The sequence below is a fragment of the Pseudanabaena yagii GIHE-NHR1 genome, from assembly GCF_012863495.1.
GTDB classification, from domain to species: domain Bacteria; phylum Cyanobacteriota; class Cyanobacteriia; order Pseudanabaenales; family Pseudanabaenaceae; genus Pseudanabaena; species Pseudanabaena yagii.
Genome location: NZ_JAAVJL010000001.1, coordinates 500,374 through 527,056 on the forward strand (window position 1 = coordinate 500,374; position 26,683 = coordinate 527,056).

The following is a 26,683-nucleotide window of genomic DNA, read 5'->3' on the forward strand; positions in this document are numbered from 1 at the left end:
AATAAATTGCAAGCATCTAATAATCTCGCGAAAATAAAAAACTGAGTTAAAAGATTGAGTTAAATTATTTAGCAAAAATACTGATGCTTTTTAATTGAATTTATGGTGCACAACATCATCAAATAAACTTTATCATTTAATTTAAAGCTATTAGATTTAATTCAGGAGTGTGTTTGAAATAATGTATATGTAAATGGTTGAGTTGTGGGATTAGCATGAAAACGTATTAAGGATCAACAAGCAAATTAATTAAAAGCCATTGTAATGGATTTGTAAAAACTAGTTTTAAATATTTAGTTGACTTAAATTACAACATTAATACGTTTTGTAATGTAATTAATCAACTAACTGATTAAATCAATCATGCATCTTCATATAGTAGTGAAGTAAGAGGAAAAGCTCATCTCATCGAAACTATATATTTGGAGATTTTAACTCATGCAAAAACTACTTATAAATTGCTTAATTACTGGTTGTTCGATCGCGATCACAGCAACTACAGCCGTAGCATCTATCGAAGCTCAATCTGCTGATGAATATCTAGACAGCACTTCACCTCAAGTCATCCAGAAGATTGATGGTAATATCGTTACCTTTAAAAATTCATTAGGAGAGGCACACAACTACTATGTTCCTAATTGGATGTTTTCTAAATACAATCTCCAAGTAGGGACTTCGGCAAATCTCTACAATCGCAATATAGTTCAGGGAATCTATCACGATCGCTATATTGATGGGGCAAGCTCCAGTTTACTTAATACGGATGCTTTTTCACTTAACGATTCTCGAAGTGATTGTCTAATTTCCTCACGCTATGCAACTGAAGGCTTGGCATCGGGCAAACGAGTTTGGTTTAAAACAAAAGATTGTCCATCGACTATTCCTATCGTCGGTTCGATGTCATTTTATCAACCGAAAACAGTCGCTTCTGTAACGCCGATTGATAGCAGCGCATCTCTTCCTGCCACAACTCCAACATCAGTTCCGAATACAATAGAAACACCTATTGAACAAACTCCAGTTCAGGGTCTATGGTAAGAATATTTATTTTTAAAAGTGCTGTTTGGTAGCACTTTTAAAAATAAATATATCAATACTTCTTTAGATTCTGTTGAAGCTTTAAAGTATTCCATAGAAAATTTTGAAAGCATGGCTTAGCCGCACTTTCAAAATTTTCTATAGCTTTTAATTCAACGTCAGTTCGGGTTAAGCTAGCAAATTTTATAGTTGTTTTAAATAATTTGCAGAGGGGCTTCGACTCCGCTCAGCCATCGGTGTAAGCTAGCTGAGCGAAGTCGAAGCTGTAGTTCTTATTTGAATTATCTCTCAAAGCCCGTTTCAAATTATCCAGAACTCGCGTTACTTAGTAAATTTTCTCGGCAATATATTTAGCAATACTTGCCGATGCTCCAGCTTGCCCCATTCTTTCCAAACCATTGCGACTAACTTCTTGAAAATAGTCGGGATCTTGCAGAATGCTATTGAGGACATCGGCAACTTGTGCAGGTTTATCGATCAGGTTTACTGAGCATCCTAATAAATCAGCCTGTTCTTCTGCGAACTTGCGCGTAAATTGAGGACCATTTCCTGCGATCGTGATTACTGGCTTGCCTAAGCCCACTAGTTGCTCCGTTGCTGTACCTGCCATTGCCAAACCCAAATGACATTGATGCAAGCAATCGCTAAACCCCTCACGCAATAAAATTAGCCGCGCATTTTGGACTTTAAAAGTAGTTTCATCAATGCGTAGCCAACCTTTTTGAATGATGCTCTGTCCGATTATTTCTAGATCTAAATCTGGGGCTATCGCTACTAAAAAATGCACATCATGGGGAATTGTTCTTGCTACAACCTGAGCGCAAAGCATCAGGGTCATCCAATTTTCATAGGCTTCTGGCGATCTCGAACCAGGTAAAATCGCCACAGCCCAGTCATTTTCGCCAATGCCAAAATCAATTCCCTTTGGTTCTAGCCCATCCATCATCGAATTTGCAAGATAAATCGCAGGCAATTTAAACTCTTTATTCAGTATTTCCGCAGTGAGCAAATCACGGACAAATACAGCCTTGCAATGACTGCTGCTCATTAGAGTGCGTTCCCAAGGGAAAAAATTGGAGCCGCCGAAGGGCTTTTTGACATGGGGCAAATAGCCTTGGCGATCGCGCCAAAAATATTCAGACTTGGCGGTGGCGACAAAGACAAAATCGCACCCACCCAACTTGGCTGGTAACCATGCAAATAGCAATGGCACAATATCACCCACCGCTAAAATCAATCTCTTGCCCCTGCGTCCTCCCCGTGACCATTTCCATGCAAAGCCTAATTGTTTACTAGTTAGTCCCACTAATCCACTTTTGACATCACGGGCGAGTTGACGGCTATCCATGCGGACAAATCCCCCCGATGGCATTGCCTGAGTAACTTGATCGGCAATTGGGATATTGGCTTTAGTATAGGCATGACCCACGCCCACAAGTGGCAAAGCGATCGCTGAAAATCCTAATTTTTCCAGTTCAATGCAAATACGGGCAGCGATGAGATCTTCACCATGTCCGTTACTAATACATAAAATTTCCACGTTTTACCAAAAAAATCTAATCTAGGATCTGGATACTGGGAATAGCTCCTCTAATGTAACTTTAGTAGAAACCGCGACATTATGCTTACTGGTTGTCTATGCTAAGACAGAAAATCAGCTTTTATCTTGATGACCTTGCCACCCCGATTGGCAAATTAATTAACATTGCGATCGCCTTGCTCGTTCTTGCCTCCGCCACCAGCTTTGTCGCTCAAACTTACCCAATTCCTGATGTTACGCGCTATCGACTCAATTTACTAGATGACATCATTCTGGGGATCTTTGTCTTTGAATATTTTCTGCGCCTGTGGTGCGCCGAAGAAAAGCTGAAATATTTATTTAGTCTCTATGCAATCGTCGATCTTTTAGCGATTTTGCCATTCTTTTTAGGCGCGATCGATGTGACCTTCATTCGGCTTCTGCGGTGGTTTCGGATTTTGCGTCTCATTCGCTTAGTGGAGTCACGATCGCTATTTGTCAACAAGACCGAAGATATCGCGATTTTATTGAGAATACTGTTTACGCTATTTGCGATCGTCTTTGTCTTTTCAGGATTGATTTACCAGATCGAGCATCCGACTAATCCCAAATTTCATAACTTCCTTGATGCCTTTTATTTCTCCATTTTTACAATGACAACCGTGGGCTATAGTGATGTGATGCCCAAATCCGATGCAGGGAAACTTACAACTGTAATCATGGTACTTACGGGGATTGCCCTCATTCCTGTACAGTTAGGGGAACTGTTTAAGCGCTTGATTAAAACTGCTAATCAAAGCGATCGCTTTGGTGAAATGAAGGATATTACCTGCTCTGGTTGTGGCTTATCTTTACACGATGCCGATGCTCAGTTTTGCAAGGTATGTGGGACTAAGATTTAATTTGCTATGATGGAAGTCTAGAGGCGCAGTATGAGTTCAATCTTTGCAATAGAGAAATTTGAGATAGTCCTATTTATCTTTACTATTTACCATTATTTATGCAATTACTATGCGTAAGCCAAGCTTCCATTTTTTAGCTACTACATTACTGACATTTGCGACAATTCAGGCGATCGCTCTGGGGTATAGAGATCGCCAGCTAGATGCATTGCTTCAGCAAGATCAACAAGCCTACGCTAAAAGTAGTGCGGGACGCAGTAGTGGCGGCTCTTTTACTCGTTCAGCACCTTCGAGCTCTAGCAGTAAGTCATCCTCGTCTTCCAGTTCCAGTAGTACCTCTAAACCTTCCAGTCCCAGCAATTCATCTAGTTCATCATCTCCATCAAGCCCTAGCAGTTCATCTGATAAAGACTCCTTTAGCTCAAATCAGCGACCATCATCAGGTAATACCATCGTTGCTCCTGTAATTATTGATAATGGTTATTCTCGTCCTAACTATTCCAACCCTAATTCCTATTACGCACCCTATAGCTCTAGTTCAACTGGCACGCCTTGGTATGTCTGGCTAATTCTGTTACTAATTGGCGGCACGATTACTTACTTTATTATTCGAGCGCTATTTTTTGGATCTAAGCCTAGTGTTGCCAAAGAGTTAGAGAATGACACTGTTACCGTTACTAAGCTCCAAGTTGCACTCCTGTCTCAAGCGCGTGAAGTCCAATCTCGGTTAACTGAGTTAAGCCTAGAAGTGGATACGGATACTTCCGAAGGCTTACTGACTCTATTACAAGAATCTGCCCTCGCATTGATTCGCACGCCCGAAAATTGGACGCATGTTTGCAGTAGTTCTCAATCGGTAAAGCGCGATCAAGCTGAAGGAGTTTTTCAAAAACTTTCTCTCGCCGAACGTAGCAAATTTAGCCATGAATCTTTAGTTAATGTCGGCGGTAGGGTTTCCCAACGCCAAGCCCCGATCGCTTCTCCTGATAAAGACCCATCGGCATATATTGTCGTCACCTTGCTGATCGGCACAGAACATGACAAGCCACTCTTTGGCGAAATTAGAAATACTCAAGAGCTACGCACCGCTTTAGAAGCGATCGCTGCTATACCTGACACGCATTTACTAGTATTTGAGCTGCTCTGGTCTCCCCAAGCGGATTCTGACAGTCTCACCTATGACGAGCTACTCACTGAATACACCGACATGATTCAGATCTAATAACTTGCTCGCAATGCGAGCAAGTTATTAGCAATTTATTAGGGTGACTGATTTCTTGCCCATTTAAGCCATTGCAGCACCGAACTCCATCCATTGAGATGCTGTAACTGGGGAGCGTGAGCTTTTACCAAATTATCAACCGATCGCAAAGCTGCAAACTGTAAACCCAAGAAGCTATCAACAGCCGCATAGGAACCTCCTAAAGTTGCGGCTCCTGCGGCATATACCCTTCCCTCGTTATTCCGCAATTCCGCAATTTCAAAATCATTAGTCACACTCAAGCGCCCCAAAGCATTGGTAGAAATGTTATAGCAATCGAGCAAATCAGCGAATAGAGGATTAGTCTGCACCTTCGCATCTAAACCCGTCGCATCAATAATGAAATCTGCCGTTAATTGCAAGATTCCTTCCATTTGACGCGGACGAATGTATGTGGCTGTGCGGCGATCGCTCAGTTGTTCCACCTTCTCCACATCACCAAAGGTAATCTGATACCAACCCTCATTCAGCCCTGTTTGGACGATCCTTTTCCAGTCATGGCGATCGGCTGTTGTCGTTCCACCCCAATCCTTGAGCAAAGCTTGCCTTGTCTGTGGATCAGCTTCCTCTAATACTGCGCGTAAATCTCCACCCCAACAAGCTTTAGGCCAGTTGAAGGGCTGAAATTCGTAATGATTTTTCACGGTGCGGTGGGCGCTTCCGTAGCTATTGCCTTGGGCTTTGGGCGATCGCATTAAATGTAAGAGATTAATTTTTTGCTGTGGCGATCGCTGTCGTACTTCATAAATGCGCTGCACAATCCGCGAAGCAACTATTCCACGTCCACGAATCAACACCGTACCGCCATGATTTTGTAAATGCTCATAAATATGCTCATGTTCCTCATAGCCATTCACCACCGCTCGAAAATCCTCAGTTTCACTGCGATAGGTTTGGAGATCGGGCAAAAACTGAATCGCCGCATAGCCCATCGCCAAATGGAGATATTTGGCGACTAAAAAAGCATGGTTCCCCCGTCCTAGGGAATAGGCGATCGCATAGCGTCCATCGGTAGTTTTGCGAATGGAACGGACTCTTCCATAGCGATAGATTTTATCCCACCCAATACGGCTCGCTTCGCGATCGATGGAATCAAACACATTGCCCGATCTCGGTGTATAGGTTTCGGCTAAATCAGGCTCAGCAAAGACTTGCCAGAGATATCTACAAGCTGCACTAACCTTGCCGTGAGTGAAGTCATGCCATGCCTCGCGCCATGCGTAACTCGGAAATCCCCAAATATTATCGGGACAGGAATCAGAATTAGAGCGCAGTCTTTCATGTAAAGGAATTTGGGAATTAAGGCAGAGTCTCTTATATCGAGCATAGGGTTGTGGTTCTAAACCAAGGGCAACAATCTGATCCGCCGCCACACCAAAAATCCTGAGATAGTCAGTCCAGATATAACTTCCTAATCCGCCACCGAGCGCTCCGTAGGTTGTCTCATGCACTGGTAGCCCCAAACTATACAAAGATTGAACTTCTACATTCGGTAATTGAAAGAAATCGGGAGGGAATGTTTGAGTAGATTCTAGGCTTTGTCCAGTATTAACAGGCTGTGAAATAGCTGGACTTGTTTCAGACTTGAGCAATCCCGTTTCAGGATGAAAGAGAATTGTAGGAACAGAAGAAGAGAGCTTAACGGTATTACTTGATGAATTATGGGGCGATCCCGTAATAATTGTTTGACTCGTTGATGGCAAATCAAAGGCGATCGCAATTTCATAGCGTCCAATCGTTAAGAGATCGCCACTCGCTAGCACTCTCCGTAATCCCATCCCCTGTTCAATTAATGCCCCATTTACCAAAATCCCATTGGTACTATTTTGGTCAATTACTACTACGTTACCCTGCTCGAATACCAGCAAAGCATGGTATCGCGACACCGAGCGATCGCTTAGCACTAATGGCGATACCTGATTCCCATCAAGGTCATTTGGTAAAGAAGTTTGCTCCTTGCCAATCGCGATTGGTAAACTCAACTGTAAGCTCTGCTGCTGATTTGTATTGATTTCCAGCCAACTTAACTGAACAAAAATTTGCATGTTATTCAAAATCATGTGTTAAGAGATTTACAGCGCAATTCTTTACCTAAGGGTTCTGCAATTTAATAAAGAACCAGATTTTTTGTGGCGCGGCTTCGCCGCGCCACAAAAAATCGGTTCCTTATTTCCCTGTATGTCCCTAAGCAAGAGGCAAAATACTACTGGCAGCACCAGCTAAGGAAGTACCACACCAAGGACATACGAGGGTTATCTTCTCATAGCTAGAAATCTTAGCGCATTTGAGATTTGGACATTGCAATCCATAGGCTTGGTTGGGATTATTGCTATGAGGATTTGGTACAGATTTGGGGGGGGATTGAGTGACGATTTCCGTAATTTGCAAAATTTGATGTCCCAATGCGATCGCGCTATTTTGCTGAAGTTCGATTTCTCCCTGCACTAACCGCTTACCGTCAACAACTGGCGGATTGGATTCACGCATATTCCTAAGCCAAAATTTTCGCTTCTGCGGGTCAAAATAAATCACCACATGCAAGCCTGACACTGTGGGATCGGATAAAACTAAATCACACCTTGCAGGGTCACGCCCAACCCGCACCATCGTGAGACCAATTTTATATTGTTTCGTAATGTCAGATTCCACCCAAGTTAGTGTTAATTCAGACATAATTGTCCTTAATGCTTGATTCTAAATATAGCGTTTTCCCGATAGGATGTTTGTATTCTTGCCGAAGGTAAGAATACAAACATCCTAAAAAGACCTAACATTAATTTCCATGACTCCGACATTACTTGGACGATGGCAAACTCGCCTCTTACTTTTGGGAACCTTGGGAGTACTCATTACCATTCCCTTTTCTCTGATCAATGGTGACGCGATTTACTTTCAAGTTTTACTATGTATTGCAGTTCTAGGATGTATTTGGGATATTGTCTACAATCTACTTCAGCAAATACGTTGGGATCATGATTGGTCAGCATTGTGGCAATTAGCCGCAGGGATTTGGGAAGCTTTTTTCTTTTATGTTCCCTTTAAATTTCTACTCGGTAATGTCTTGAAATTACCTTGGCTCAACTCAGACCTTCCCTTCGACAAATTTTTATTACATTACATATGTATATGGCTAGCTGTCTTTACTGCCTCTCAAACGATCATGCGAGTCATCTTTCCCCGTTGGCGATTTCATGGAGGAGAATGGCTATGAATCAAACAGGGGATGTATCACACACACTCTGTTCTTAAGTAACTGGGTGCAATTAAATATAAATCCCCAAAACCTGTAGCTCACACGCAGCGTGAGCTACAGGTTTTGGGTTTTAATTACGCTCAGCTACTTAGATAAGCTATTTTGCTGATGCAATAATCAGATTTTTTTGAGAAACTAAACACAGCAACATAGATGTTTCGTTAAGCCCATTTGCAGCGAGATTTAGACTGAAAGGTTTGAGTCTCGCTATTTTTGTGTTTTGTTTTAGGAATATCAGTTTGCAATCAACATCAATAACCTGATTACTAGCGCCCTACTAGTTTTTAAGATTATTTATTGCAAGTCAATATAGTAACATAAGTTGAGAGATCTGGTCAGAAATTTTTTGCTTTTATGGATGCAACCCTTATTCGTCAACTTGTATGGCTAGACTATCGATTAGCTCTGCTATTTGTTGTTTTTGTCCCTTTTGGATTGTTATGCTGGGCTTTTCGCAGTGGCAGTGAGGCAGTAAAGCGATCGCTACTTTTATATTGGCGCGTCGCCAGCCTCTTTCTCATTACGATCTATTTAGCGATCGGTAGTTTACCAATATCCTTTATTTCAGGTATCGTTGCGGAGATTCTCATTGTCTTAGCACTGTGGTTTTGGCAAGATCTTAATGAAGATATTGAAGCTTCTCGCCAAAGTCTGAGACCAGTTTATTTAGGATGGCGTTGGGCAACCACTATTTATTGTGGTGTAAGTATTGTATTAAGAGCATTATTTGCTAACTGTGCCTTTACCTCAATTGATAAACTTAGCGATACTTGCAAAATTTGGTTCGAGCCACCTCTAAGTTTTAGCGCTACATTTCATCATGGAATGCCTGTAGAAAACTTGGCATTTTTTGGAGCAGTTGGGGGAATTGTTTATGGTCTATACCTATTCTCCTTTCTCGCCTTTAGTCTGCCAAAAACAGGCAGAATCGCATTTCGTGACTAATTTGTATTACAGCGCTTTGCGCTCACTTAAATTTTTGAAAGTGCGGCTTTGCCTGTCGTACTTTCAAAAATCCCTCTCGGTTTTAAGCCTCAACAGACTGTAAAGAAAGGTGGCGATTTGTAACACATTCTTGATAAGAAAAGCCTCGCAATGCGAGGCTTTTCTTATGGTCTATATTGATTGGGATAACGAACCCTTGCTCCTGTCCATAAAAGCTTTTGACGTAGCGCCTGATAATAGGAATATTCTTCACGTAAAACGATAAACTGCGCCTGACAATCTGACATCCGAATATCAACTCTCTGTCCGGGGAACACTGAAGTAGCGATCACTCCGTCTGTCCATAATTTCAAACTAAAATCATCGGTAGTTAGTGACCAAATGCTCACCGTTAGTTTTGGCGGAATCACGATCGCCCGACTCGATAGGCTCAAGGGACAAATTGGTGTAATCGCGATCGCATGCATTCCTGAATGCACAATGGGACCATTTGCCGCCACCGTGTAGGAAGTCGAGCCAGTAGGTGTCGCCACAATCAGCCCATCACCATGATATTGATCGACCACTTCACCATCGATCTCTAGTTCTAAAGATGCTGTCACCATGCGATCAGGAGAAGCAGGCTTAACACACATTTCATTGAGACATAAAAAAGGACCGCAGGGCTGCCCCATTCTGCTCCCTAAACCTTCATCAACATTGATGACCCGCGCTTCGAGCATCATCCGCCGCTCGATCGCAAAGCGATCGGATAATAGCCTTTCCCAGATTTCCTTGGTATTGCCACATTCCTCGATCGAGTGGGTCAGAAAGCCCAAATGTCCACCGACATTAATCGCTAAAATCGGTACTTCCAATCTTGCCAAATATCTCGCCGCCCCCAAAGTTGCCCCATCACCACCCAAGACAACGGCTAGATCAATTTCTTGGTGCATGGATTCCAGAAACACAGGATAGGGATTATCGGTAGCTCCCGTTGGACCAATTAAGACTTTGACACCAAGTTCTTCTAGCTCACAGCTACATCGCTCCGCCCACATTTTGCCAATTTGACTACCCGACTTATAGGCGATTATTGCTTTACGAATCTTCACGAATATCTCTCAAGTGGGAACGTAATGATTAGCAAGATAGGCAGCACTAAGCGCTGTAAATCTCTGGATGGAATGCCTTCATGTTATATCAATTGTCATTTTTAAAGATGGGACAAAGAGCACATTGGCATCTTTTCTCTACTCAGTGGCTGGGCACAATCACAAAACCTGTGGTTTGCCCTGTGCGTGAGCCACAGGTTTATGGTTACAGTCTGTTGAAGTTTAAGAGAAATTGTTGAAAGTGAGGCTTAGCAACGCTTTCAACAATTTCTCTACAAAGCTTTGTATCTTGCTATTAGAGGTAAATGGCAGAATTTGTCTTATTTTTTGTTGGTTCTTGCTGCTATTGTCATAATCTTTGTTTAATTAATGAAAATTAATGATACAAAAAACAAATTTTTGAGATAAGATTTGACACTAAGTAAAATTCTTTGTGTGAAGGGTAAGTCATGAGTCAGGCAGGATTTAGCGATTCATCATCACAAGAGAGCATCAATCCATTGATCACGGAACCGCAATCCCAATCTCAGAGTTTGTCTTCTAATGTACTCGGAGATTCGTCTACTCTGCTTAATACCTTGCCCCGTCAAGTTTTAGAGCAAGAGCTACAGTTTTGCAACGAGCGCAGTCAACAGGCTCAGGTTTTGTTGCGTCAGGCTCAAGAGCAATTACAGCTTTCACAATTAGTAATCCAACGACAGGAAACTTTAACTCAAACTCTCCAAGCAAGGATTGACCAGCTAGAGCGTGAGTTACAAGATGTGCATACTAATTGCGATGAGTTGCGCGATCGCCTCAAGCGTCAACAGCACCACACATCACAGTTAAAGGCTGCCCTCGAACGTTGCCTCGATACATCGACCCCTGCCCCCAAGGATATGGCACTGTCGGCATTAGAGTCTTGGTCGATCGCCAAGATGGCTGATGAAAAAATTGCACCAGTAGAAGCTGCTAGTAATTCTCCTTTGCAAAATGTAGTCAAAATTGTGCCTACTCCCCAGCCTATTGCTGTACCTGAAACCCCAGAGTTAGTTACTCCGATTAAGCAATCTGAAGAACCTGAAGCTATTGAAGAACCACTGAGATTATCCATTCCTGCTAAAAATCAGCCAATTTCACCTCTAATTGTTAGACCTCACAAGGCTTCTCAAGGTTCACCGATCGCCCCAAATTTACCCAAGTGGCAGCCAAGCATTGTGCCTGACGTGAAATCTGAAGTTAAAAATATAGATGATCGCTCAGTTGATGTGGCAAATAGCCACAGTATCTACCAATCAGAGCAAGAAAGCTCCTTCAATGAAGAAAGCAATGTTGCCAATGATTCAGCAATTTCTTCAGCACCAACATTAAAAACTTCGACAGTAATGTCTACAGTAGCTGCACCTAAGTTTATGCAGGCTTTGTACGGCAATGCTAACCATGAAGAGGAAGAGCCACCGCAACTAGCGATCGCCAATTCAGCTTCTCGTAAAGCCGTGACATCGTTAGCCGCAGTGCAGCTTCCCCAGTTCCCTCCCTTGCCGCGCCGATGATTGGGTTTTTACGTGGTGCGATCGCTGCCTGCAAAGCTGCTGACAGTTCTCGCAAAAATACGCCTAGCTATTGGCTCACCCTTGATGTTCAGGGTGTTGGTTATGATATTCAAATTACAGCTAGTGCAGCGGGTAAGTTACCGCCTGTAGGCGAAGAAACACAGGTATTCACCCATTTGCTTGTCCGTGAGGATCAAATGGTGCTGTTTGGATTTCCCACTCTCGCCGAGCGTGAGCTATTTCGCCAATTAATCAGTGTTTCAGGGATTGGCACACAAGTGGGCTTAGCTCTATTAAATAGTTTAGGAATTCAAGATCTGGTTAAAGCGATCGTTTCGGGCAATACCAGAGTTTTGAGTTTAACGCCAGGGGTAGGGACAAAGACTGCTGAGAGACTTGCATTAGAACTAAAAACGAAACTTGCGGATGGTCGCCTAGCTCAGGTTGGCTCAACGCGATCGCCAAGCAGTATTTTAAGTGTGGCGCTCCAAGAAGAATTAGAGATGACTTTGCTAGCTCTAGGCTATACACCTACGGAAATTAGTAATGCGCTCAATGCGATCGTCAGTTTACCAATTCTTGCGAAAACTCAAGATATCGAAGCATGGATTAAAGAGGCGATCGCATGGCTATCTCGATAAATTGACATTTCAAGATTGACTATGATTTAAAAGTTTCGCCTGACAATCCGCAAATAAATAATTTAAAATTCCGAGAATATCGGCTAATTGGGTTTCTGAATAGGCAAGACTTTCATAGCATTCTTGTTTGCTTAATTGATAAAATCGCCATATCGTAGCATTAGTGACAATGCCATATATAGGAAATGAATATTGCGGTTGATTTAATGTGAGACAGGCATACATTTCCATTAAGCATTGCGCTAATCCTTGTTCAAAATCATCTTTTTTAGCTTCGACAATACATAATAAAGGTGATTGGTATACCTTCCCCTGTCCAGCAATTAAATAATCAACTACACCTGTTAATTGTTCAGTTTGTAATTTCGCTTCTTTCCAGATTTTCAAGGTCGAATAACTATCAATTGCTTCGAGTAAAATAGCATCAATTAATAATGATTTAGCTGATTCAGATAAGGACAAATCAAAATGTGCTTTGAGTTTTTGTGTACTTGTCAAATAATATTCCGAAGCTTGTTTAGGCGTAAAGTTTATTTGCCATTCTTTTAATTCATTAATCCCGATAATTTGCAAAGCACTACGCAAATCAATTTGGGAAAAACGTTGTTTTTTGCTAGCCATAAGGTTACCTTGAATTTGTTAAATAATGTCAGTTCAGGTTAATCTTACAAAGAGAGATTCTAGACTTGTCCCTACAAATCTTGCATAAGAATTGATTCTACAAAAGCGATCGCCTCTGCTCTAGAGCTAATTTTGCCTTCTACCTGAGCAATTTTCACACTTTCGAGAAACTCTCCAATTTGTGGACTAGGCGGTATTCCTAAATCCTTACGAAGATCATCACCTGTAATTAATGTAATCGGATAGGCAATCGCATCATTCGGATTGAGCCAACGCTCTAACCAAGGGCTAATCCGCTCTAACTCATAACCACTTGCGAGAGTTAAAGTAGCGATCGCTGGAAAAAACTCTAGAGTTGATTGAAAAAATTTATATTGCTCCTTAGGGGTAGCTTGATCTAGCAAGTTAATAAATTGAGGCAAATATCTCAAAATACCTACTAACCAGCGTTGCTCAGCACGACTTAAGCCCAGAGACTCAAGAGCAGTTGCACTATTGCTTAAAGCTGCCAATTTGACGATCACAATGGCATAGCGATCGCCTGATAAATGTTTACTAAAAAATAATTCTAAATTAGGAAACTGGGCTAGCAAACTGGAGATTACTCTCTCGATCTCTGCAAATCTGGGCAAATTTAAATGCTGACTTGGTAGCCAATCCTCTAAAATGCGATCACTAATTGCTTCCATCATCCATTGGCTACCGTTGTTAATTGACAATAGATAACCTAATTCTGTGCGTACTCGTTCTGCTGCCACAGACTTTAATCTTGGCGCAAGTTTAATCAAAACCTGTCGCGTTAAATCTTCGATCGCAAAGCCCAATTGTGCTGATTGACGATACCCCCGCAAAATCCGTAAAGGATCTTCCGCCAAGTTCTCAGGAGCAACCATCCTAATTCTCTTCGCTTTTAAATCCCCAATTCCATCAAAAGGATCTATAAAATCTTCTCCTGCCAACCGATCACCAATAGACCGATCACCAATTAATTGATGACATTCCATTGCGATCGCATTCATACAGAAATCACGCCGCCCCAGATCTTCCTCCAAACTACTGCCCATCTGCTGAGCAAAATCCGCCGTACCATTCTTAAAAACAACCCTCGCAATTTTGCGCTCAGCATCTAGAACGACAAAGCCTGCTTTATATTTACGAGCAATCTCTTGGGCTGTCTCCACAGCATTCTCAGGTAATACAAAATCCAGATCAAGATATTTACCTTGACGCTTTAATAGGCGATCGCGCACCCATCCCCCCACGAGATAAGTTGGTGTAGGCAAATCATTAAAATCAAAAGGAAACTGCTGCAAAATCGATTTATATTCCGCTTTTTATAAGGTTTTGATGACTTAAGCTATGTTATCCGATCATTGCACTGACAATATAAGCGATCGTACTTCGTTTGAATTTCTTAAGTCACAGATCTGACCCTAAAACAAATCGAAAAACTATAGAAACATTCTCTGATAAGGATTATAAGATTTAATAAGGAAACGATTTTCTGTGACGCGGCTTCGCCGTGCCACAGAAAATCGTTTCCTTATTTTCCTGCATGCCCCTAGTCCAAAGTTAAAAAGCACCCTAAATCTAAAAAGTGCGCGTGCAATAACTAAGGTTTTATTTAACTCAAAATTTCCTTCACTCTGAGACTTGGTTAGAGGTTTCTGAAGATTCCTCAGAGTCTGTCAAATTGAACGATAGCTCTAATTGATCGCTTGCTTGTTCTTCTAATTGTTCAGGCTCATTAATAATAGAACTTTCTACTAAATCACTAGCATTACTTGTAACTTGCTCCTTAGGTATATCAGCAATAGGAGCATCTATTTCTAAATTTTGTTTTTGTGATTTATTTGCCGCGTTCCTTAATTTGTTCGCTACTTCAGTAGTCCGCTCAGCAAGTTCTGTAGTGTTTTCTAAACTCGAATTTTCTGGAGCTAATTTGGTATTTTCTTTTGCTGCGATCGCATCAAGTGCCTCGTCGGCAAATTGATCCATCTCTAAAGCTAATGGGTCAGTTTGCTCAGAATTTGTTTCTTGGCTAGTCTCATCAAAAAGCGCGACCAGATCTGGTAGCTCTTCGCGCACCATCCTAATGGGCAAATTGGCAATTAATGCGGTCATCCGCTTATCGGACTCTAGGCGAATATCTAAAGAACCCTCATCAAGCTCAACATATTTAGAGACAACGCGCATAATTTCGTGGCGCATATTATCAAACACCTGTGGCTCGATCGCTGCCCGATCATGGGCGAGGATAAACTTCAAACGCTGTTTGACTTGCGTTCCGCTAGTAACATTTTGGCGTTGAAAAAGGCGATCGAGCAGTGTTGAAATCATCTCAAACCTCAGGAGTTCCCACTAATCCAGCTTGACAGACGGGCAAAGATTCCTTTAGGCGGGACTTCGAGTTGCAAAAACTCAACCTCTTTACCTTCCAGTCGTTTTGCCACATTCATATATGCAGTGCCTGCGAGTGAAGCTTTATCTGACAACACCAATGGTTCCCCTTTATTGGTGGAAACGATCACCTGTTCGTCATCGGGTATTACGCCAATTAATTTAACTGACAAAATATCCAGCACATCTTCGACACTCATCATGTCGTTATTTTTTACCATAGCTGGGCGAATACGGTTCAAAATTAACTTAATATCCGTAATTCGATTAGCTTCTAAAAGCCCAACGACGCGATCGGCATCACGTACCGCCGAGATTTCGGGAGTTGTGACAATAATTGCTTCTTTTGCACCAGCGATCGCATTTTGAAATCCTGACTCAATCCCTGCGGGGCAATCGATCAAGACATAATCAAAATAGCGGCTTAAAACTTCCACCAAAGCCTTCATATGCGCGGCAGTAATCGCCGTTTTATTACGAGTTTGCGGTGCTGCTAATAAAGATAGATTCGGTTGGCGTTTATCTTTGACTAGGGCTTGGTCGAGTTTACACTCACGCGCAATCACCTCTAGGGCTGTATACACGATGCGATTTTCTAATCCCAATAACAGATCGAGATTTCGCAAGCCAAAGTCAGCATCCACTAAAACCACTTTGCGTCCGAGCTTAGCGATCGCCATGCCGAGATTTGCGGAAGATGTGGTCTTGCCGACACCACCTTTACCAGAGGTAACAACGATAATGCGACTCATGTTTACAGGTTACTATAGGTTACTATTTGACGATTAATAGCGCTTTGCGCGACTAAATACTTATTTCTTAGAATAATCAACAGCTTGGACAATTTGGATCGCAGGTACACCTTGCGTACTTACAAAGGCAACTTCTGGACAAAAATAAGTACTCGGACTCTCAACACGGGCGATCAAACTGGCAATTCTAATTTGGGTAGCATCGAGGTGCAAAGCCATAACCACCGCTTGGGCATTGCCTTTAACACCTGCATGAGCCATGCCCTTCAGCTTGCCCCATACAATAATGTCACCTTCAGAGATTAGCTCTGCACCAGCATTGACATCACCGAAGATAATAATACTGCCAGAATGCCGAATTTCTGTACCAGATCTTACGGTCGCCTTAATATATAGGGGATCATCTAGAGGCGCATCAGGAATCGGATTGAAACCTAATATTTCACGAAAGATGGTTCCCTGCTCTACACAGAAGCCCATGCTCGCAGCATTAATTGCCGTCTGGCGGCGATTTGTCACCACACAATGTAACAGCAATTGATGATTTTGTAATGACTCGGATAATTCTTGGAGTTGGCGCGTATCTAATAAGCGATCGCCTGCTTGCAAATATACCTGTGTGCGGGGCTTCCAGTCATGTCCACTTGCCGCCATTCTTTGTTCTAGCTGGGCGAGTAGCTCTTGCCAAGTTAGACTTAATAATGGAGTTGCCGAGGCATTAACATTGCCATCGTTACCAGCATTCGCAACTGCTTGATCCGCACTGGTAGATACTTTGTCAAGCGTGATACTTGTCTTGTTTTCTGTCGGCAATAGCAGATTTAGCTTGCCATCTAAGGTTTTAAATCTGACTTGAAAAACCTCAGGATCGCTACTCGGTTCAGATTGCGGTTGCTTAGATGGTTTGATCGGAATCGGCTTAAGCTCCCCACCCTCGACATCCGCAAGAGTTAAAGGTGCAGGAATGTTGCCCACAGGTTCCTGATTGTCAGGGATAACAATCACTTCAGGCATCTCCGCAGATGACAAATCCCCTGCACCTGACTGGAGTTTGCTAGGCGACAGAGGATTAGTTCTCACGGCTATATTACGCTCGTTTACATTCATGAAGCTTTGGTCAAGCTGAAAAATCTAAATATCACGAAACAAGGGGCTTAAGCCCCTTGTTTATTCTAGGCTGAAGGCAGTAACTGAAGGTTGTTATCAGAACCACTTAAAGCTTCTTGTTCAATGACTTTGACCTTGCCATCGTCATCGACATCTACCTGTACCGATGCGCCTTCACGGACTTTGCCCGTCAAGATCTCTTCAGCAAGAGAATCTTCGAGCAAGCGCATGATCGCTCGACGTAATGGACGTGCACCGTAGCTAGGGTTATAGCCTTCTTGGACTAACAGATCCTTAAAGCGCTCAGTCACGGTCAGAACAATGTTCTTATCGAGCATCCGCTTGAAGAATTCGTTGAGCATGAGATCGGCGATCTCCTTGACTTCGGGCTTGGTCAATTGACGGAAGACGATGATTTCATCAAGACGGTTGAGGAATTCTGGACGGAAGTACTGCTTCAGTTCTTCGTTAACTAGAGAGCGAATGCGGGTATAGAGCGCATCCTCTTGACTAGCAGCGAAGTCAAAGCCGAGTCCACCACCACCCTTTTCAATGACCTTAGAACCAACGTTGGAGGTCATAATCAGCAGAGTATTCTTGAAGTCAACGGTACGCCCCTTCGAGTCAGTCAAGCGACCATCTTCAAGGACTTGTAAGAGCAAGTTGAAGACATCGGGGTGAGCTTTTTCGATTTCGTCGAATAGTACCACCGTGTAAGGACGGCGACGGACGGCTTCGGTAAGCTGACCACCTTCGTTGTAGCCGACATATCCTGGAGGTGAACCGATCAGCTTAGATACGGTGTGACGCTCCATGTATTCAGACATGTCAAGGCGAATCATCGCATCTTCGGAACCGAAGAAGTAGGACGCAAGTGCCTTGGTTAGCTCAGTCTTACCAACGCCTGTAGGTCCAGAGAAGATAAAGCTTGCGATCGGACGGTTAGGACTCTTCAGACCGACACGGGCACGACGGATCGCACGGGAAATCGCTTTAACGGCTTCATCCTGACCGATTACGCGGCTATGCAGAGTTTCTTCCATCTGCATGAGCTTAACGGACTCGGATTCGGTGATCTTGAGGACAGGTACGCCAGTCCAAGAACTGACGATATAGGCGATGTCCTCTTCGGTAACGCGAATTTCGGGAGCATCCTCGGTGGGGGCTTCGGCTTTTTTAGTTTGGCTAAGGGCGCGAATTTGTTGCTTGAGGTCGATTTCCTTGTCGCGCAATTCCGCAGCCTTGTCAAAGTCTTGCTTGCGAACGGCATCATCCTTATCTTTGAGGGTTTGACGCAATTCTTTGTCAAGTTCTTTGGCGGCAGGGGGCAACTGCGAGTTAATCAAGCGTACGCGAGAACCAGCTTCGTCGATCAGGTCGATCGCTTTGTCTGGCAAGAAGCGATCGCTAATGTAGCGATCGGACAATCTTGCGGCGGCAACAAGGGCTTCGTCATCGATCTTCAGCTTGTGGTGTTCTTCGTAGCGCTGACGCAAACCGATCAAGATTTCGATGGTTTCTTCAACGCTAGGTTCACCGACCATGACGGGTTGGAAGCGACGCTCAAGGGCTGCATCTCGCTCAATATGCTTACGATATTCATCGAGAGTAGTTGCGCCGATGCATTGCAATTCGCCACGAGCAAGGGCTGGTTTCAAGATATTCGCGGCATCGATCGCGCCTTCGGCAGCACCAGCACCGATCAAGGTATGGACTTCATCAATTACCAAGATCACGTTACCAGCCGTACGGATTTCTTCCATGATTTTCTTGAGGCGTTCCTCAAATTCACCACGGTACTTTGTACCCGCTACGAGCAAGCCGATATCGAGGGTGACAACCCGCTTTTCTTGTAAAATGTCGGGGATGTCACTGTTAGAGATGCGCTGAGCTAAACCTTCAGCGATCGCGGTTTTACCTACGCCAGGTTCACCGATCAAAACAGGGTTGTTTTTGGTACGGCGACCGAGGATCTGGATTACTCGTTCAATTTCTTTTTCACGACCCACAACAGGATCAAGTTTGCCATCTTGGGCTAGCTGAGTCAGATTTGAGCCAAATTCGTCAAGGGTAGGTGTTTTGGTGCGTCCCGATGAACCGCCACCTGCGGATACTTCGGCAGTCTCACCGAGCATTCTGATTACTTGTGTGCGAACCTTGGAGAGATCCACGCCGAGATTTTCTAAAACTCTAGCGGCAACGCCTTCGCCTTCGCGAATTAGTCCTAGCAATAGATGCTCAGTCCCGATATAGTTATGTCCCAACTGGCGAGCTTCTTCTAACGACAACTCTAGGACTCTTTTGGCGCGAGGCGTGAAAGGTATTTCAACTGCGACAAAACCAGAGCCGCGTCCGATGATTTTCTCAACCTCGATGCGGGCATCTTTGAGGTTTACACCCATGGACTTAAGTACTTTGGCGGCAACGCCAGTTCCTTCTCCGATTAGACCCAATAGGATTTGCTCTGTGCCGACAAAGTTATGACCGAGGCGGCGAGCTTCCTCTTGAGCCAGCATGATGACTTTAATTGCTTTTTCTGTAAAGCGTTCAAACATGGCGTTTCCCCATACTTTGCTGCGTTCTGGTTAAAGTTAATACTAGCACAGCATTAGCAGCATTCTGTGTGTACGGCTTTCACTCCTTTTTACCCAAATTGTTAAGATCTCTCTTAGGGATTATGTTGGTTTTTTATAGGGCGTTTTAACTCAATATTTTTAGCTTTTTGTTGCCTGTGCAACCGATTAAAGAGCCTCTTTGATGTAGCAAAATGTTTTTAGCAATACTTTGAGTAAATCTTACAACTGGATTATTTGATTAAGGCGATCGCATACTTGATCAAACAAATCATTATTCAACTTTCCTAAAGGATGGGGTTTTGCACCACGTAATCGCCAATCAAAAGATTTGGGCTGATGACAGAGAACATAACTAGTTTTACTGGCTTTACGTCCTGAAACTTTTCCTACGGAGATTGCAAAAGGATTGTCGGCATTGTATGCGGCTGTTGTCATCGGTAAGCCAATTACGATCGCTGTTTTATCATTAAAAATGCTTGGTGATAGCACTAGGAAAGGATGAACGTCTTTCATTTCTTGTCCAACCTGTGGATTGCAGTCGATCCAGATAATGTCTTGGCGATCAGGTATCCATAGTTTTTTTACCATCGCTCTGCGCCAAGTCTTTGCGATGTTGCCATCACTTCGCCACCATGTCGGACTGGATCAAATTTAGCTAGCCGTTCTTCAAGAGTTAACGGCTCATCTACAGGTGTGATAACGACTTGATTATCAATAACAGACAGTTTTACTCGTTGGTTGACGTGGAGATGGGCAGCACGAGCGATCGCTGCGGGTAGCCGAACACCTAAGTTATTGCCCCATGTTTTGATATCGAGTATTACTTCAGCCATAGTAGTATTTCAAAAGAGAAATGTTTAAACACTAGTATAAACGTTATGCCTTTTTGATAGAAATTTCAAGGATCTAGAAACATAAAAATTAGTATTTTGCAGAAGCAGATACTCTTTACATCATTCTTTTCTCAAAAAACGCCTGCGAAAACGCGAGATTTAGATGAGAATACCTTATTGGATTTAGATGAGGATGGTCAACTTTGCAGTATGACGATTGAACACGCTAAAGAAAAGTAGGAGTTTTAGAGATAAATTATCAATAAATTACTACATGTACTCTGTGCAGCTTCGTTTATAAAATTTGGAGAAATTTGTTGTGAGATGGCTTATTGCAATAGAGGGAGTTTCTGAAAACCAATATTTAGAAGACTTACTCAAGAAACTTGATATTTCAATACATATTGAAGCTGATGAAACTTACATAACTAGTAATCAATGGGACTCGTTAGAATCTTGGCAAGCTTGGCAGAAAGCTGCGTTCCTCCAGAACCTTATACCCGAAATAAATAATAGCCTAAGCTTTACTTTGAAATCCATTTGTGAATACAAAGAAAATCGCTTATGTCTTCCTGTTGTATTTGGTCATATTGTTGCACAAGCACAGCCCGCGAGAGCTTATGGAAGTATTACTGTCACTGAACAGATTCCTACTTCAGAAGAAGAGATCTCAATATTAAAACTAGAACAAGAAAAATTAGAAGATGCATATCAAGATAAGTTAGTTCAAGATTCATCTCGTATATTACTTATTCTCCAAGATGAACGTGCAAGAAAAATTCACCAATTCTTACATCAAGAATTAAACGCTTATCATATGTATAACATTATTCAACTAATTGAAGAAGAGCTTGAGATAAGTGAGGGACTCCATGGTAGAGGAAGATCTCTTTTGACCAAGATCTTGAGTATTAATAAGACAAAATTAACAAGATTTTATGAGTCAGTTAATCATCCATATGTCTTTGGGAATGATGCTAGACACATAGCAAAAAAAGATAAGCCTCCTGAAAATGAACCTATGTATTTAGATGAGGCTAGGCTTTTTACATTACAAGTTGCTAACTCATGGTTTGAGAAAAAATGTAGTGAGAATTATCAATCATTTATAAGACATTCAGAACCTTAGATTACAGAGTTTTAAAACATTTGTGTTTATATGAATAACTTAAATGTTGATGAGGTGATCGTCTTGCTTTAAATTTTCCATAAATAAGCGATCTATATTTAGTGATTTGAATGATATGGCGAGCACCTTATTTTGATTTTTAGTGAATAGGCGATCGCTGTTTTGTAATGTCCAATGGTGGGTCGATCGCATTTGATCAAGTAAGCTAGAAACACAAGATCTCAGATTATGGAGCGACTGACATGACATTAGCCGAAGTAATTCCAGCAGCACGGCGACTCAGTGCGATCGAAAAGCTCAAACTAATTCGTGTTCTGGTAGAAGACTTAGACATAGCTGAAGATATTGCACCAATAGAACCATTTAAAACCTATGACCTGCTGACTCCTTACGATATGTTTGGTGCTGGTGCAATTTTAATGGAAACACTCAAACAGGCAGACACAAATCATCAATAATCTATGCGCTTTCAGTATTCCACCACTAGCCCAAATCAAAACGAATTTGATAGTCTTCCGAGAGTTTCACTAACACTACAACTTTGAAATTAAACCCAAATCTTGAATTGTCAAGATCGCCTTATTTGGTTTTTGGTAAATAGGCGATCGCTGTTTGGTGAGTTGAATGATGTGGCGATCGCATTGTTTTAATTTTTGTGAATAGATAATGAGGCAGGTATTATGAATTAAATTGCTATTATTTAGCTAGATTAGCGATCGCAACTAGCAAGTGCCACCAAACGACATTTACCGCATCAGAGAAAAAATTCGCCTCTGTCAGTATGATATGACCGCCCATGCAATGGAAGAAATGGCGGAAGATCTACTAACTATCTTGGATATTGAGGAAGCAGTTTTAAGTGGTCGTATTATTCGAGCAGAAAAAGATGATCCAAGAGGCACAAAATATGTCGTAGCTGGCACTGCACTAGATCAACAAACACCTGTCGGAGTAGTTGGACGGTTTCTTGGTAACGGACGCTATCTAATCATCACAGTTTATGAAATTACTGAACTTGAGGTCTAAATCTTATGTATGGATATCAATGTGAGTATTGTCAAGGAACAGTCCAACCCCGAACCGTTAAACAACAGGTTTTCAAACATAGAGATGGATTTGTTATCCTCGAAGATGTAACGATTGGTGTGTGTGATAACTGCCGTAATCGCTACTATTCAGCCGATATCCTTCATGCTGTACATGCCGTTGCAACTGGAAAAAGTTCTCCTGAAAGAACTGAGCAAATTCCAGTCACTCACCTAAAATCAGCTTAAATAGTAATGTTTGATGGATAGGCGATCGCCTTATTTTGGTTTTGGTGAATAGGCGATCGCCTCAAGACTTAGCTCTAACTACAGAATATTTAAAAACAGACTTCTTTGTTGCCATAGCATCCAGGAGCCACCAAGTGCCATAAAAGCAAGCACCACTTGGCGGAACTGTTGAGGACTCATGCGATTGAGAAGATATTTACCAATGAGATTTGCAGGTATTGCGGCTAAGCCGATCGCTAATCCTGCCACAATTTGCTCCTTCGACATTACTGCTAGCGCTCCGTAGGTGATGATTTTCACGACATGGATAATCGTCATGTGAGTTGCTTTGGTTGCTAGCATTTTCTCCTTGACTAAGCCATAGCCCAGATAAAAGGGATTTAAGACAGGACCAGTTGTGCCGACTAAACCCGATACATATGCTTTTAGGAAACCCGCAGGCATAATGTGCCAAGCCTGAAGTTTAAATTTGGGCTTTACTTCTTGAGGAATTAAATCTGATTTTTCTAGAGCGCTTAACTCACTTAATTCACCTAGCTGATTGATCTCGATGAGTTCTTCAATCTCTTCTAACTCCTTGGAATCATTGACCAGTTTGATCTGTTTTGCTTGATCCTGAGCAACGTTTTTTTCGGGACTTTTTTCTAGTTCAAATAAAACAGCACTCACAATTAGGAAAATTGCAATCACGATTTGCAACCAATCGAGATGGATTTGGGTAAAGGTATAGGCTCCCAAAATTGCCCCTGCGATCGCCCCCGGTGCATACCAAGCGGTCAATACCCAATCAATATCTCGCCAAAACAGGAAAACTCGGTGGGCATTGCCAAAAAACATGCCGATTGTGATTACAGGTGGTACGGCATTGGCTCCCATGAGCAGGTTAACTAATGGAATTAAGATGAATGGACTACCACCACCCGCTAGAGTGCTAACAATCCAAGCAAAAAAGCTAACCACACTGAGATATACAATTGGCATGAGTTCTGACATTGATCGATAATCCGTTGGTATCAGGCTAGTTACGGCGCTTTGTGCCGCAAATCCTATGAATGTTTAGATAATTACAACACATGAGCCTATCGACCCGAATCTATCTAAGTGAGATTGATCAAAAATTTTTAGCGCAGTTAAGGGCTATTGACTGTGCGTGCCTAGGTGATTTTTGGAGTTTAGAGGCTTATCAACGTGAAATCGATAACCCTAGTAGTTGCGTACTCGGCTTAACAACGGAAAATCATGAATTACTGGGGTTTGGTTGCCTTTGGGCTGTTATGGAAGAAGCACATATTACGGTTTTAGCGGTACGTCCTGAATATCAAGGTCAAGGGTTGGGTAAAGCTATTGTTTGGGGCTTACTCAAAAAAGCTCGCGATCGCCATTTGGAATGGGCAACCCTCGAAGTCCGTGAGTCTAACCACGTAGCGATCGCCCTGTATCAAAGCTTTGGATTTCAAGAAATTGGGAGAAGACCTAATTACTACGAGGTTACAAATGAAGATGCCCTCATGCTATGGCGCAAAGGCATCCATACGCCAGAATTTGGAATTTTGCTAGAGCATTGGCATGAGTCAATATCTCTAAATTTATTAGTTAAGGGATGGAATTTGTAAAAGTATTACGAGTTGTCGCACTAAGGGGGCTGCGATTTAATAAGGAAACGATTTTTTGTGGCGCGGCTTCGCCGCGCCACAAAAAATCGTTTCCTTATTTTGCTGCATGTCCCTTAGTGCGACAACTCGTAATATGGGGTGAAAAAATAATCAAGGGATTGCTATAGAATTAATTTAGGTTTCAGAACAATTAAGTTGCTTTAGGGTTAAAGGGTTAAAAATGATGAAAATGCCCGACTGGACAAAGAAAGCTATGGGCTTCGCGATCGCTAGCTTAGGATCATGGAACTTGGCGATCGCTAGCGCCAATGCCCAACTAGGAAATATTCTTGTTTATGTCGCAGGCAATAATCCTGTAACTCTAAATATCGCAAGGCAAGTTGTCACAAATCCTGTAGTTGCCTCAGTCAATGGACAAACTGCGATTGTTGCAGGTGCTTTTGATGCTCCCACCGCAGATTATGTCACTAGAGAGCTACAACGGCGTGGTGTCGTGGCTCAACAAACTTATCAAACAGCCCAAAATGTACAACCGCTTCCTACGCCTAATTCACCCTATGTGAACTTGCCAAGCTATCTCCCTACAAATCTCTCCAATGGGGATAACTTGGCACAATATCGCTACGTGACAGCAGTACCAATGAGTTCAGGAGGTTTGAGCGCTTTAGCGCAAGTACAGCGATTGATCCCGCAAGCCTTTGTTTCTAAATCAGTTCGAGGTGACTACATTTATGCTGGTGGGTATAACAACCGTGATGCGGCTGAATCCTTGAAACATTTCTTGCGATCTCAGGGACTAGATGCCCGTGTGCTTTATTTTTAAACACAACCGCGAACTATTAATTTGAGAAAATTAGGCTAATTATGGACGCAACATTAAGACAAGGTAGCAAGGGTAATGCGGTAGTTGAATTGCAGCAACTACTCCAAGCTAAGGGATTCTATACTGGCAAAATTGATGGTGATTTTGGTGCTGGTACTGCCAATGCAGTTTTAAAATTTCAAAAAGCTAATGGGCTAACTGCTGACGGCATTGTGGGCAATGCTAGTTGGTCAAAACTGCGAGAAGCCAGCCCATCACCAAGTAACCCACAAACTACTCCATCAACCCAAGCCTTACCAACTCTATTGCCCGGCTCTCAGGGACAAGCTGTGGCTCAAGCTCAACAACTTCTCAAAGCAAAGGGCTATTATCAAGGACGCATTGATGGTGATTTTGGCGTGGGCACAAGGGATGCGATCGCTGCTTTTCAAAGGGCGAATGGTTTAACTGTCGATGGCAAGGTAGGGGCACAAACATGGCAAAAATTACAAGCACCTGCGATCGCGGATGTTACTTCCCAACCTTCAGTCACACCGCCAACTGATGTCGTGATTGTGCGCCCACCAGTGGCAACGCCAACGCCAACGCCTACTCCATCAGTAACACCAACACCGACACCCCCATCTTCAGTTTTTGTACCTGCTCCAACTGGCACTACTAGTACTGACACAACACCTGTTACCTCAATCCCTCCAGCTAGTGCGATTAGTTTAGTGGATGCAGCTAATAGTTATAGTCGCGCGAGGTTGCCCAATCAGACTGTGGCGCTTAATAACTTACAAGCAAATATCTCCCCTGAAATCTTGCAGCAATTTCTGCAACGTTGGCAAATCGCCTCTGGCCAGGCAAATACAGCTCCATCATTACAGGATGCGCTCAGTACCTATAACAGCAGCCAAATGCTTAACCAAAATTTGGCTTTGCAATGGTTACAGAACCAACTACTCCCTCAAACCCTAGATCAGTTCCGTCAGGATTGGTCAAATCTCAACGTAGCTGTGGGTATAAGCACAGGTACACCCTTTACTCCATCTCAGCCTGCGCCAACCACAACTCCTCCAACGCTACAGTTGATTAATCTCACTGATGCTGTCAAAGTTTACAAACGTACACCTAGTCAAGTAACTGCTCTCGAAAATCTGCAATCATCTGTGCCTGACCTAACCTTGCAGCAGTTTTTCCAACGCTGGTCAACGGCTTCCGATCAAAGTGCGATCGCTATTTCGTTGCTAGATGTTTTTCAAGACTACAACAGCCAGCAATTTCCGAGTCAAGTTACTGCCTTGCAATGGCTAGAAAAGGAATTGACCTCTGCTCAGTTAGCGCAGTTTTCACGCGATTGGCAAGCCTAAAAAAAGGTGACGCTAAGC

28 protein-coding genes and 1 pseudogene are annotated in these 26,683 nt (G+C 42.7%); 15 read left to right on the forward strand and 14 right to left on the reverse strand.

Going from position 1 to position 26,683, the window contains the following annotated elements; genetic code table 11:
• The first annotated feature begins 438 nt into the window (after positions 1–438).
• The gene (locus HC246_RS02435) at positions 439–1,038 is read left to right on the forward strand and encodes a hypothetical protein (protein WP_169361998.1); all 600 of its coding nucleotides are present in this window, start codon (positions 439–441) and stop codon (positions 1,036–1,038) included.
• 325 nt (positions 1,039–1,363) lie between these two features.
• Here the strand turns inward: HC246_RS02435 and HC246_RS02440 are convergent, their stop codons facing one another.
• Positions 1,364–2,578, reverse strand: coding sequence for a lipid-A-disaccharide synthase-related protein (locus HC246_RS02440; protein ID WP_169361999.1), 1,215 nt, complete (start codon positions 2,576–2,578; stop codon positions 1,364–1,366).
• A gap of 92 nt (positions 2,579–2,670) precedes the next feature.
• Here HC246_RS02440 and HC246_RS02445 point away from each other — a divergent pair, with 92 nt between their 5' ends.
• Both HC246_RS02445 and HC246_RS02450 read left to right on the forward strand, forming a co-directional pair.
• Positions 2,671–3,459, forward strand: coding sequence for an ion transporter (locus HC246_RS02445; RefSeq protein WP_169362000.1), 789 nt, complete (start codon positions 2,671–2,673; stop codon positions 3,457–3,459).
• Positions 3,460–3,568: 109 nt separating this feature from the next.
• Positions 3,569–4,681, forward strand: coding sequence for a DUF1517 domain-containing protein (locus HC246_RS02450; protein WP_169362001.1), 1,113 nt, complete (start codon positions 3,569–3,571; stop codon positions 4,679–4,681).
• A 38-nt stretch (positions 4,682–4,719) separates the two neighbouring features.
• On the opposite strand, the gene HC246_RS02455 is transcribed toward HC246_RS02450, so the two are convergent.
• Positions 4,720–6,765: an FHA domain-containing protein gene (locus HC246_RS02455; protein ID WP_211167609.1), complete on the reverse strand. Its 2,046-nt coding sequence runs from the start codon at positions 6,763–6,765 to the stop codon at positions 4,720–4,722.
• 139 nt (positions 6,766–6,904) lie between these two features.
• A complete protein-coding gene (locus HC246_RS02460) occupies positions 6,905–7,393 on the reverse strand; it encodes an FHA domain-containing protein (RefSeq protein ID WP_169362002.1) in 489 nt (162 codons plus the stop codon).
• A gap of 109 nt (positions 7,394–7,502) precedes the next feature.
• On the opposite strand from HC246_RS02460, the gene HC246_RS02465 reads away from it, so the two are divergent.
• Both HC246_RS02465 and HC246_RS02470 read left to right on the forward strand, forming a co-directional pair.
• Positions 7,503–7,931: a hypothetical protein gene (locus HC246_RS02465; protein ID WP_169362003.1), complete on the forward strand. Its 429-nt coding sequence runs from the start codon at positions 7,503–7,505 to the stop codon at positions 7,929–7,931.
• Between the two features lie 396 nt (positions 7,932–8,327).
• On the forward strand, positions 8,328–8,918 hold the full coding sequence (locus tag HC246_RS02470; protein ID WP_169362004.1) for a DUF3177 family protein: 591 nt from the start codon (positions 8,328–8,330) through the stop codon (positions 8,916–8,918).
• A gap of 164 nt (positions 8,919–9,082) precedes the next feature.
• Here the strand turns inward: HC246_RS02470 and HC246_RS02475 are convergent, their stop codons facing one another.
• On the reverse strand, positions 9,083–10,012 hold the full coding sequence (locus HC246_RS02475; RefSeq protein WP_169362005.1) for an NAD(+) kinase: 930 nt from the start codon (positions 10,010–10,012) through the stop codon (positions 9,083–9,085).
• Between the two features lie 449 nt (positions 10,013–10,461).
• Here HC246_RS02475 and HC246_RS02480 point away from each other — a divergent pair, with 449 nt between their 5' ends.
• On the forward strand, positions 10,462–11,544 hold the full coding sequence (locus tag HC246_RS02480; protein ID WP_169362006.1) for a hypothetical protein: 1,083 nt from the start codon (positions 10,462–10,464) through the stop codon (positions 11,542–11,544).
• Positions 11,541–12,185 (forward strand): Holliday junction branch migration protein RuvA, encoded by a 645-nt coding sequence (gene ruvA / locus HC246_RS02485; RefSeq protein ID WP_169362007.1) that lies wholly within the window; start codon positions 11,541–11,543, stop codon positions 12,183–12,185. The genes HC246_RS02480 and ruvA overlap by 4 nt, the downstream gene beginning before the upstream one ends.
• Before the next feature lie 9 nt (positions 12,186–12,194).
• Here the strand turns inward: ruvA and HC246_RS02490 are convergent, their stop codons facing one another.
• The 8 genes and pseudogenes from HC246_RS02490 to HC246_RS02525 form a co-directional block, all read right to left on the reverse strand.
• Positions 12,195–12,806: a hypothetical protein gene (locus HC246_RS02490; RefSeq protein ID WP_169362008.1), complete on the reverse strand. Its 612-nt coding sequence runs from the start codon at positions 12,804–12,806 to the stop codon at positions 12,195–12,197.
• Between the two features lie 71 nt (positions 12,807–12,877).
• A complete protein-coding gene (locus HC246_RS02495; protein ID WP_169362009.1) occupies positions 12,878–14,119 on the reverse strand; it encodes a CCA tRNA nucleotidyltransferase in 1,242 nt (413 codons plus the stop codon).
• A 724-nt stretch (positions 14,120–14,843) separates the two neighbouring features.
• Positions 14,844–15,146 (reverse strand): annotated as a pseudogene (minE, locus tag HC246_RS26835) (cell division topological specificity factor MinE); the annotation flags it as partial.
• Positions 15,147–15,154: 8 nt separating this feature from the next.
• Positions 15,155–15,958, reverse strand: a complete 804-nt coding sequence (minD, locus tag HC246_RS02505) for a septum site-determining protein MinD (RefSeq protein ID WP_169362011.1) — start codon at positions 15,956–15,958, stop codon at positions 15,155–15,157.
• A gap of 60 nt (positions 15,959–16,018) precedes the next feature.
• Positions 16,019–17,065 carry a septum site-determining protein MinC gene (locus tag HC246_RS02510; protein WP_169362012.1) on the reverse strand — a complete coding sequence of 349 codons (1,047 nt, stop codon included), beginning with the start codon at positions 17,063–17,065 and terminating at the stop codon, positions 16,019–16,021.
• Positions 17,066–17,130: 65 nt separating this feature from the next.
• Positions 17,131–19,620 carry an ATP-dependent Clp protease ATP-binding subunit gene (locus tag HC246_RS02515; RefSeq protein WP_169362013.1) on the reverse strand — a complete coding sequence of 830 codons (2,490 nt, stop codon included), beginning with the start codon at positions 19,618–19,620 and terminating at the stop codon, positions 17,131–17,133.
• A 240-nt stretch (positions 19,621–19,860) separates the two neighbouring features.
• Entirely contained in the window at positions 19,861–20,229 is a 369-nt protein-coding gene (locus HC246_RS02520) for a type II toxin-antitoxin system PemK/MazF family toxin (protein WP_169362014.1), read from the reverse strand.
• The gene (locus HC246_RS02525) at positions 20,223–20,474 is read right to left on the reverse strand and encodes an AbrB/MazE/SpoVT family DNA-binding domain-containing protein (protein ID WP_169362015.1); all 252 of its coding nucleotides are present in this window, start codon (positions 20,472–20,474) and stop codon (positions 20,223–20,225) included. The genes HC246_RS02520 and HC246_RS02525 overlap by 7 nt, the downstream gene beginning before the upstream one ends.
• Positions 20,475–20,570: 96 nt before the next feature.
• Between HC246_RS02525 and HC246_RS26840 the strand changes: the two genes are divergently transcribed.
• Both HC246_RS26840 and HC246_RS02535 read left to right on the forward strand, forming a co-directional pair.
• A complete protein-coding gene (locus HC246_RS26840) occupies positions 20,571–20,714 on the forward strand; it encodes a DUF2283 domain-containing protein (RefSeq protein WP_225902899.1) in 144 nt (47 codons plus the stop codon).
• 79 nt (positions 20,715–20,793) lie between these two features.
• On the forward strand, positions 20,794–21,603 hold the full coding sequence (locus HC246_RS02535) for a hypothetical protein (protein ID WP_169362016.1): 810 nt from the start codon (positions 20,794–20,796) through the stop codon (positions 21,601–21,603).
• Positions 21,604–21,642: 39 nt separating this feature from the next.
• Here HC246_RS02535 and HC246_RS02540 read toward each other — a convergent pair whose 3' ends face one another.
• Positions 21,643–21,852 carry a hypothetical protein gene (locus HC246_RS02540; RefSeq protein ID WP_169362017.1) on the reverse strand — a complete coding sequence of 70 codons (210 nt, stop codon included), beginning with the start codon at positions 21,850–21,852 and terminating at the stop codon, positions 21,643–21,645.
• On the opposite strand from HC246_RS02540, the gene HC246_RS02545 reads away from it, so the two are divergent.
• From HC246_RS02545 to HC246_RS02555, 3 genes are all read left to right on the forward strand, one after another.
• Positions 21,846–22,061: a hypothetical protein gene (locus HC246_RS02545; protein WP_169362018.1), complete on the forward strand. Its 216-nt coding sequence runs from the start codon at positions 21,846–21,848 to the stop codon at positions 22,059–22,061. The two genes, HC246_RS02540 and HC246_RS02545, sit on opposite strands and share 7 nt — an antisense overlap.
• A gap of 271 nt (positions 22,062–22,332) precedes the next feature.
• Positions 22,333–22,629 (forward strand): DUF4258 domain-containing protein, encoded by a 297-nt coding sequence (locus tag HC246_RS02550; RefSeq protein ID WP_169362019.1) that lies wholly within the window; start codon positions 22,333–22,335, stop codon positions 22,627–22,629.
• Between the two features lie 5 nt (positions 22,630–22,634).
• Entirely contained in the window at positions 22,635–22,877 is a 243-nt protein-coding gene (locus HC246_RS02555; RefSeq protein WP_169362020.1) for a YgiT-type zinc finger protein, read from the forward strand.
• Positions 22,878–22,955: 78 nt separating this feature from the next.
• On the opposite strand, the gene HC246_RS02560 is transcribed toward HC246_RS02555, so the two are convergent.
• Positions 22,956–23,870, reverse strand: coding sequence for a sulfite exporter TauE/SafE family protein (locus tag HC246_RS02560; protein ID WP_225902900.1), 915 nt, complete (start codon positions 23,868–23,870; stop codon positions 22,956–22,958).
• A gap of 80 nt (positions 23,871–23,950) precedes the next feature.
• Between HC246_RS02560 and rimI the strand changes: the two genes are divergently transcribed.
• The 3 genes from rimI to HC246_RS02575 all read left to right on the forward strand — a co-directional run bounded on the left by rimI (position 23,951) and on the right by HC246_RS02575 (position 26,665).
• Positions 23,951–24,490 carry a ribosomal protein S18-alanine N-acetyltransferase gene (gene rimI / locus HC246_RS02565; protein WP_169362021.1) on the forward strand — a complete coding sequence of 180 codons (540 nt, stop codon included), beginning with the start codon at positions 23,951–23,953 and terminating at the stop codon, positions 24,488–24,490.
• Between the two features lie 220 nt (positions 24,491–24,710).
• The gene (locus HC246_RS02570) at positions 24,711–25,313 is read left to right on the forward strand and encodes a hypothetical protein (RefSeq protein WP_169362022.1); all 603 of its coding nucleotides are present in this window, start codon (positions 24,711–24,713) and stop codon (positions 25,311–25,313) included.
• A 41-nt stretch (positions 25,314–25,354) separates the two neighbouring features.
• Positions 25,355–26,665 carry a peptidoglycan-binding domain-containing protein gene (locus tag HC246_RS02575; RefSeq protein ID WP_169362023.1) on the forward strand — a complete coding sequence of 437 codons (1,311 nt, stop codon included), beginning with the start codon at positions 25,355–25,357 and terminating at the stop codon, positions 26,663–26,665.
• Positions 26,666–26,683 lie beyond the last annotated feature (18 nt).

Excerpts from the sequence above, each read along its gene's own strand:
- HC246_RS02435 (WP_169361998.1), top strand. The coding sequence starts at position 439 with ATGCAAAAACTACTTATAAATTGCTTAATTACTGGTTGTTCGATCGCG.
- HC246_RS02450 (WP_169362001.1), top strand. The coding sequence starts at position 3,569 with ATGCGTAAGCCAAGCTTCCATTTTTTAGCTACTACATTACTGACATTT.
- HC246_RS02455 (WP_211167609.1), bottom strand. The coding sequence starts at position 6,765 with ATGCAAATTTTTGTTCAGTTAAGTTGGCTGGAAATCAATACAAATCAG.
- HC246_RS02460 (WP_169362002.1), bottom strand. The coding sequence starts at position 7,393 with ATGTCTGAATTAACACTAACTTGGGTGGAATCTGACATTACGAAACAA.
- HC246_RS02465 (WP_169362003.1), top strand. The coding sequence starts at position 7,503 with ATGACTCCGACATTACTTGGACGATGGCAAACTCGCCTCTTACTTTTG.
- HC246_RS02470 (WP_169362004.1), top strand. The coding sequence starts at position 8,328 with ATGGATGCAACCCTTATTCGTCAACTTGTATGGCTAGACTATCGATTA.
- HC246_RS02480 (WP_169362006.1), top strand. The coding sequence starts at position 10,462 with ATGAGTCAGGCAGGATTTAGCGATTCATCATCACAAGAGAGCATCAAT.
- ruvA (WP_169362007.1), top strand. The coding sequence starts at position 11,541 with ATGATTGGGTTTTTACGTGGTGCGATCGCTGCCTGCAAAGCTGCTGAC.
- HC246_RS02490 (WP_169362008.1), bottom strand. The coding sequence starts at position 12,806 with ATGGCTAGCAAAAAACAACGTTTTTCCCAAATTGATTTGCGTAGTGCT.
- minD (WP_169362011.1), bottom strand. The coding sequence starts at position 15,958 with ATGAGTCGCATTATCGTTGTTACCTCTGGTAAAGGTGGTGTCGGCAAG.
- HC246_RS02510 (WP_169362012.1), bottom strand. The coding sequence starts at position 17,065 with ATGAATGTAAACGAGCGTAATATAGCCGTGAGAACTAATCCTCTGTCG.
- HC246_RS02515 (WP_169362013.1), bottom strand. The coding sequence starts at position 19,620 with ATGTTTGAACGCTTTACAGAAAAAGCAATTAAAGTCATCATGCTGGCT.
- HC246_RS02520 (WP_169362014.1), bottom strand. The coding sequence starts at position 20,229 with ATGGTAAAAAAACTATGGATACCTGATCGCCAAGACATTATCTGGATC.
- HC246_RS02525 (WP_169362015.1), bottom strand. The coding sequence starts at position 20,474 with ATGGCTGAAGTAATACTCGATATCAAAACATGGGGCAATAACTTAGGT.
- HC246_RS02545 (WP_169362018.1), top strand. The coding sequence starts at position 21,846 with ATGACATTAGCCGAAGTAATTCCAGCAGCACGGCGACTCAGTGCGATC.
- HC246_RS02540 (WP_169362017.1), bottom strand. The coding sequence starts at position 21,852 with ATGTCATGTCAGTCGCTCCATAATCTGAGATCTTGTGTTTCTAGCTTA.
- HC246_RS02555 (WP_169362020.1), top strand. The coding sequence starts at position 22,635 with ATGTATGGATATCAATGTGAGTATTGTCAAGGAACAGTCCAACCCCGA.
- HC246_RS02560 (WP_225902900.1), bottom strand. The coding sequence starts at position 23,870 with ATGTCAGAACTCATGCCAATTGTATATCTCAGTGTGGTTAGCTTTTTT.
- rimI (WP_169362021.1), top strand. The coding sequence starts at position 23,951 with ATGAGCCTATCGACCCGAATCTATCTAAGTGAGATTGATCAAAAATTT.
- HC246_RS02570 (WP_169362022.1), top strand. The coding sequence starts at position 24,711 with ATGATGAAAATGCCCGACTGGACAAAGAAAGCTATGGGCTTCGCGATC.
- HC246_RS02575 (WP_169362023.1), top strand. The coding sequence starts at position 25,355 with ATGGACGCAACATTAAGACAAGGTAGCAAGGGTAATGCGGTAGTTGAA.